The following is a 6,606-nucleotide window of genomic DNA, read 5'->3' on the forward strand; positions in this document are numbered from 1 at the left end:
GCGGACCGGCAAATGGTCCTTTTGCCACATGCGCATGGGGCGTCCGTCCATGCGCCGGTTAGCCCGCATCGGCCGCCGCGCCTCATCGCGGAATCAGCGCGGTGAGCGTGAACCAGTGGTTCTTCGTGTGGATGGTGACTTCACCGCCGTACTGCTGCACGATGTGGCGGATTGATTTGACACCGAATCCGTGTGCACTCGCATCCTTCTTGGTGGTGCGCAGATTGCCCGCGGTATCGGTCTTGAGCGCGGAGTCGTAGTAGTTCTCTACGCGCAGCACGATGAACCGCCCCTGCTGGTACAGCGCCAACCGGATCAGCCTCCGTTCCGGGTCGGCGAGCTTGGACGTGGCCTCGATGGCGTTGTCCAGCGCGTTGCCGAATAGGGAGGCGATGTCCATCGAGGACATGCCGTCCAGCAGTTTGCCGTCGGCCACTGCGGTGAACGTGATGCCTTTGTCCGCGCAGGTGTGCGTCTTGGTGGTCAGGATGACGTCCAGCACCGGATTGCCGGTATGTTGCTGGGCGCTGTACTGCTGCACCGACGCCTCCAGCTGTTCGAATCCCGCGGCCATGTGTTCGGGGTCCACCTGTGCGCGCAGCGCGGCGATCTGGTGCTTGAGGTCATGGGCAAGCCGCCCGATCGACTCGATGTTCTCCTTGGACTGCAGATACTCCTGATGTTGGCTTTTGAGCTGCGCGTTGATCGAGGCCAGCTCCATATTCGAGGCGAGCCGGCGCGCCTGCTCCTGCTGCGCATACAGGATCACGAACCCGCACAGGTCCACCAGCGTGCGGATGTAGAACACCTCCTGCCCGATGGTGCCGGAGAACGGGGTGTTCGTGGAGACGAAGCTCAGATTGCTCATGGCAAAGGTGATCAGCGTGGTGGCCACCGTCATCACCGCGGCGGACAGGGTCGGCACCGTGGGCTGGGTCTGGCTGAAGTTGCCGCGTTCCACGTTGTAGGCGATCACGAAGCACAGACCGTAGGTCACAACGAGCAGGATGATGTTCTCCCACCATGTGGGCGGGCTGCCCAGCGCGTGCTCGGTGAATGTGGCAAGCTGCCAGTGCAATGAGGCGATGAGTTCGCCCAGGATGAATGCACGGGCCGTGATGTACAGGCCCTCACGTTTGCCGGTGCCGATGGCGAGCATGATGATGCCGAACATGCCTACCGCCGCCAGGCACATGCCGAGGACCCAGAACGTCAGCGGCATGGCGCCTGCCAGATACTGCAGGCCGATCAGGGTTGGCAGCCCCAGCGCAGCGGCCAGGATCGTCCGCCAGAGCGGTACGCGCCGGTACAACGCGCAGACGTACACCAGACATCCCAACCACTCGCTGATGGCCGTATACAGCCGGGGGATGTCGGGCAGCGCGTTGATTATGGTGTCGCTCATCGCGCGCCGCCCATGTAGTCCGCCAGCGCGGTCAGGAACGCCTTCTTGCGGGGGCGGCTGATGCGCAGACGTTCGCCGTTGGACATGATGCAGTCCTGATCCTCCACGGCTGCCACGTATCGTAGGTTCACCAGATAGCAGGAGTTCGACCGGAAGAAATCATGATCGGCCAGCCGCGCCTCCAGGTCCTTCAAAGTGCCGGTGATGGACAGCTTGCCGCTGAGCGTGTGGATGATGATGGTGTGCCGGATCGATTCGATGTAGACGATGTCGGTCAGGTCCACGCGGATCTGTTTGGAACCCGTCTCCACCAGCATCGAATCGTTGGAATGACGCCGCACCATGTCGATGGACCGTTTGAGTTCCTGGCTGAACGCGAACCACGGCACCGGTTTGAGCAGGTAGGACAGCGCCTGCACCTCGTATCCGCTGATGGCGTATTGCGGCGCCGCGGTGATGAACACGATGACCACGCCGCTGTCGCGCTCGCGTATGCGCCGGGCGGCCTCCATGCCGTCCATCTGCTTCATTTCGATATCCATCAGCAGGATGTCGTAGACGGGTGTGTAGTGACTGACCAGCGCCGCGCCGTCATTGAAGGCGGAGACGACGAATTCCTCGCCCTGTTCGCGCTGATACCGGTTGAGGTAGTCCAGGATGACCTGACAGGCGGCGGGATCGTCCTCGACCACACCGATTCGGACAGGACGCATACCGCATCGCCTCCTTCGCCACTCAACCCATCAAACAGCATACACGGTAGGCAGGCTGGCGGTAAGACCCTGTTGATGCGAGAGGGCGGCGACCCGTTCGCAACGGATCGCCGCCCCAAGGTGACGGATGCGTGGCGTCACGCGAAGGCCGCGCGGATCTGCGCCGCGGTGCCGTAGGAGGCCTGCGCGCCGTAGTTGGTGGCGGCGTAGGCGGAGACGTAGGAGGCGAGCTGCGCGCTGTCCATCAGCGTCATGCCGGAGGAGAGGCCGGCCAGGATCGTGCCCATGAACGAGTCGCCGCAGCCGGTGGTATCGCGGGCCTGCACGCGAACGGGGGAAATACGGTGGATGTCGTCGCCGTCGATGACCACGGAGCCGTCGCCGCCGAGCGTGATCACGGCCTGGCGGAACCCGTACTCGTGCATCTTGTCGGCGATGGTGTGCCAGTCCACGCCGTCCCAGTCGTCGTCCTCCGGCTCGCTGATGTCGAGCAGCTGGGCCATCTCATGCTCGTTGACCAGCAGGATGTCGGAGGCTTCGATCAGCTCGCGCGGCAGTTCGGTGGTGAACGGGGAGTTGTTCAGCAGCACGGTGGCGCCGGCCTCATGCCCCATGCGGGCCACGGCGGTGACCGTATCGATCGGGCTTTCCAGGCACAGGCCGATCGTCGGCGCGGCGGTGATCGCGTCCTTCATCGACTCGACGTATTCCACGGTGACCTGCGCGTTGGAACCGGGGGAGTAGATGATGGTGTTCTCGCCGTTGGCGTCCACGGCGATGACGGTGGTGCCGCTGGGGCCGAGGACGTGGCGCACGTACTGGGTGTCGACGCCCGCTTCGGTGAGCTTGCCCAGCAGGAAGTCGGCGTTGGCGTCGGAGCCGACGGCGCCGAAGATGCGGACGTTCGCGCCGATGCGGGCCGCGGCCGCCGCCTGGTTGCCGGATTTGCCGCCCGGCAGCACCTGCAGGGGGCCTCCGTTGACGGTTTCGCCCGGTTCGGGCAGGCGTTCGGTGGAGACCGTGTAGTCGGCGTTCATGGAACCGATGACGGATACGGCGCCATGGATGTCGTCGAGCTTCGCGAGGATGTCGTGCATGCTTGCTCCTTGATTGTGGGGGTGGTGGGGTGAGACCGGTGCCGGAGGGAGCGGGCCCGCCTCCGGCACCGGGTGCGCGGATCGGCTACTTGGTTCCGTAGATGTGCTTGCGGAAGACGAGGTACACGATCAGGCCGAGCAGGATGACGCCCGCCGCGATGAGCAGCAGCTGCGAGTATCCCGAGGCGGCGGCCGCGCGCGTCGCCGCGGAGCCGGTCTCATCGACGGCCGGGACGCCCGCCAGCAGGCTGCCGAAGATGGCGATGCCGATGGACGGGGAGACGTTCATCACCAGGTCGTTCAGGCCCACGCCGCGACCGGATTCCTCGGTGGTCAGCGTGCCGAGCACGGTGCTGACGACCGGCGAGTACAGCAGGCCGACACCGGCGTACAGCACGCAGGCGCATAGGGTCAGGAAGATGAAGCCCTTGTCCACGCAGAACGCGGCGCCGGCGAAACCGCACATGATCAGGCAGGCGGCGATGATGACGCCGGCCTGACGTCCGATCTTGCCGATGATCACGCCGGACGAGGTGCCGACGATGGCGGCGCACACGAACGCCCACACCAGATAGGTGGAGACCTGCGAGGAATTCATGCCGTACAGGGAGCCGCCGATGGCGTTGTAGAACGGGGAGATCACGTAGTTGGTGAAGTAGAACAGCGCGATCAGCGAGATGGCCATGAGCCAACGGGTGTTCTTGAAGAACGCCGGGGTGATGAACGGGTTCTTGGCCTTGGAGATGTACACGCCGAAGCCGATGAACAGCACGGCGGCCAGGACGATCATCCACCAGCTCATGTAGGAGAAGAACAGCGTCAGGAACGCGGTGGCCACGCCGAAGATCACGAAGCCGACCGTGTCGATCTTGTCGCCGCTGCCGTTGCTGTCAGGCAGGTTCCTGAGCAGGATCGGCAGGAAGAGGATCGTGACCGCCGGAATCAGGAACAGGAACTGCCAGCTGATGGTGCTCAGGAAGCCGGCAGCGAACACGCCGATCGAGGCGGACAGCTGATAGGCGGCGGTGTACAGGCCGAAGAAGATCACCTTGAGCGAGTTCTTCAGATACTTGGTGGCCACCACCAGGAACGCGGAGCCTGCCACCTGCTCGCCGGCGGTCTGCAGCACGCGGGCGATGATGACCGTCCACAGGTTCGCCGGCAGGAAGTAGTTGGCGAAGAAGCCGAACAGGGAGCCGACGAACAGTACGATCAGGCCGACGGTGACTAGCTTGCGCAGCGAGACGAAATCGCCGAGCGAGCCGTAGATGAAGCAGACGATGCCGAGCACCAGGCTCGGGAAAGCGGTGATCAGCGAGGCCTGGTCGGGTGCGCCGACGTCGGCGCCGACCTGCTGGAAGACCAGGTTGAAGCCCTGCAGGCACAGCGTGCCCAGGACGAAGGTGATGAGCAGGGGGATCAGCGCGCGAATCGCCATCCTGTTGGTGGCGTCGTCGACGTCCTGCTCGACAACAGTGGTGTTGTCAGCCATGGTATGCATCCTTTCGATAACGTTCAAATGTCGATTGGACTCAACGTATTATGCCGCTGCGGCGGCCATATGCGATTCAGCCTGCGTTGCGGGCGAGTCCGGTGATGCGGGTCATGAATTCGTTCAGGAAGCGCGGCACATCCACGCCGACGGCCGCCTGCATGGTCTTGACCGGGTCGTTCAGGCGCGTGTTGTCTCCGATGGTGCGGCCGCGGGTCGGGCCCTCGACGTCCACCTGCAGGTTGATCGGCAGCGTGGTGACCAGCGTCGGGTCCACGGCCACGCCGACGGCGAGCGGATCATGCAGGCCGCAGCCGCCCAGATGCGGCGAGGTGGTCTCGTAGGCCTTGATGTAGAAGTCGGCCATGTCGGCGAGGAAGTTGCCGGCCTTGGTGTTCAGGTCGCGCCACTGCTGGGTCTCCTTGTAGGTCAGCAGGGTCTGCAGGGTGACGTCGAGGCCGACCATGGTGGCCGGCGCGCCGGAGCGGAACAGGTAGTCCGCGGCGTCCGGATCCTGCGAGATGTTCGCCTCCACGCAGCAGTTCACGTTGCCGCACACCGTCAGGGCGCCGCCCATGAGCACGATCTTGCCGATTTCGTCCTTGATCTCGGGGGCCTTGCGGATGGCCGCGGCGATGTTGGTCATCGGGCCGGTCGGCACGTAGATGAGGTCCTTGCCGTAGGTCTTGACCGCGTCGATGATGAAGTCGACGGCGGGCTCGGTTTCGGCCTCGCGCGTGGAATCGGGGATGTCCACGTCGCCGATTCCGTTGTTGCCGTGGATGAACTTGGAGATCTCCAGAACCTCGAAGCCGTCCGTGGCTTCCGAATGCGGGATACCTTTATACACCTTGACCTCGGGGTGGCCGAGCAGCTCGGTGATGGCCAGCGCGTTGCGCACGCCCTGTTCCAGCAGCACGTTGCCGTAGGTGCCGGTGATGCCGATGAGCTCGACCTCGGGGCTGCCCAGCGCGTAGGCGATGGCGAGGGCGTCGTCGACACCGGTGTCCAAATCGAGAATGAGCCTTGCCATGGGGGTTTCCTTCCTGTTGTTGAGGCCGCTCCCAATGCGACCTGAGTGTGCTCGGGGGCAAAGATGTCGGCGCCCAAGCACGGCGGCTGCCGCCGTGTCATCTTCGATCGGTTAGCAATACAGCCTGGCGAGCCGGTGGCCCGCGTAGTTCCATGATAAATGGATTCAGGAGGGGTGCTCGGGAAAGCCGGTGATTTCAACGTTTTATCGGCGTGTTGCTAAAACGTTATATCCGTTGGTATCATGCGATTCGCGCAGGCATTAACCGTCCTCTCGCCGGTCGGCGTACGCCTCGTATTCGGTGCATATCCGCGCAACGGCAAACGGGGGTCGATGACGAATGGGGCGGGCGGGCGCCACAGTGATTGCGCCGGGGTGCCTGCGCTGCCATGATCCTCGTGAAGGGTTTGTGAGCGTTAACACGCCGAGAAACGCCACCCTTGCCATTAACACGAACTGGTGTATAGTAGAGCGTGGCTCAAAGAAGAGAACCTTCAATGGACCGGATAAGTAAACGCCGAAGTCTACGGTTTCCGCTGTCGGGCACTGTAAGCGGACGCACAACCACCTTCCACAACGGATCGTGAGGCACGTACCTGCCTCTGAAAGGATGAACATATCATGGCAGAAGTCGTATTTGACCATGTCACTCGTATCTACCCGGGCAACGATAAGCCTTCGGTGGATGATCTGAATCTGGATATCAAGGACGGCGAGTTCCTCGTGCTGGTCGGCCCCTCTGGCTGCGGTAAGTCCACCACCCTGCGCATGCTCGCTGGTCTGGAAGAGGTCAACAAGGGCCGCATCCTCATCGGTGGCAAGGATGTCACCACCATGCAGCCGAAGGATCGCGACATCGCCATGGT

The 6,606-nt window shown here is 63.3% G+C and carries 6 protein-coding genes; 1 reads left to right on the plus strand and 5 read right to left on the minus strand.

Annotation, left to right across the window (positions count from 1 at the left end; genetic code table 11):
• Positions 1 to 82: 82 nt before the first annotated feature.
• The 5 genes from B4C31_RS06320 to B4C31_RS06340 all read right to left on the minus strand — a co-directional run bounded on the left by B4C31_RS06320 (position 83) and on the right by B4C31_RS06340 (position 5,740).
• Positions 83 to 1,405 carry an ATP-binding protein gene (locus B4C31_RS06320; protein WP_291531785.1) on the minus strand — a complete coding sequence of 441 codons (1,323 nt, stop codon included), beginning with the start codon at positions 1,403 to 1,405 and terminating at the stop codon, positions 83 to 85.
• Positions 1,402 to 2,118 (minus strand): LytR/AlgR family response regulator transcription factor, encoded by a 717-nt coding sequence (locus B4C31_RS06325; RefSeq protein WP_291531786.1) that lies wholly within the window; start codon positions 2,116 to 2,118, stop codon positions 1,402 to 1,404. Before B4C31_RS06325 ends, B4C31_RS06320 begins: the two co-directional genes overlap by 4 nt.
• Before the next feature lie 137 nt (positions 2,119 to 2,255).
• On the minus strand, positions 2,256 to 3,215 hold the full coding sequence (locus tag B4C31_RS06330) for a ribokinase (RefSeq protein WP_291531787.1): 960 nt from the start codon (positions 3,213 to 3,215) through the stop codon (positions 2,256 to 2,258).
• 85 nt (positions 3,216 to 3,300) lie between these two features.
• Positions 3,301 to 4,707: an MFS transporter gene (locus B4C31_RS06335; RefSeq protein WP_291531788.1), complete on the minus strand. Its 1,407-nt coding sequence runs from the start codon at positions 4,705 to 4,707 to the stop codon at positions 3,301 to 3,303.
• 76 nt (positions 4,708 to 4,783) lie between these two features.
• Positions 4,784 to 5,740, minus strand: coding sequence for a nucleoside hydrolase (locus B4C31_RS06340; RefSeq protein ID WP_291531789.1), 957 nt, complete (start codon positions 5,738 to 5,740; stop codon positions 4,784 to 4,786).
• Positions 5,741 to 6,361: 621 nt separating this feature from the next.
• Between B4C31_RS06340 and B4C31_RS06345 the strand changes: the two genes are divergently transcribed.
• Positions 6,362 to 6,606: ATP-binding cassette domain-containing protein (locus B4C31_RS06345; protein ID WP_291531790.1), on the plus strand; the 245-nt coding region annotated here is incomplete at its 3' end.

The sequence above is a fragment of the Bifidobacterium sp. UBA4282 genome (assembly GCF_002394995.1).
GTDB classification, from domain to species: Bacteria; Actinomycetota; Actinomycetes; order Actinomycetales; family Bifidobacteriaceae; genus Bifidobacterium; species Bifidobacterium pullorum_B.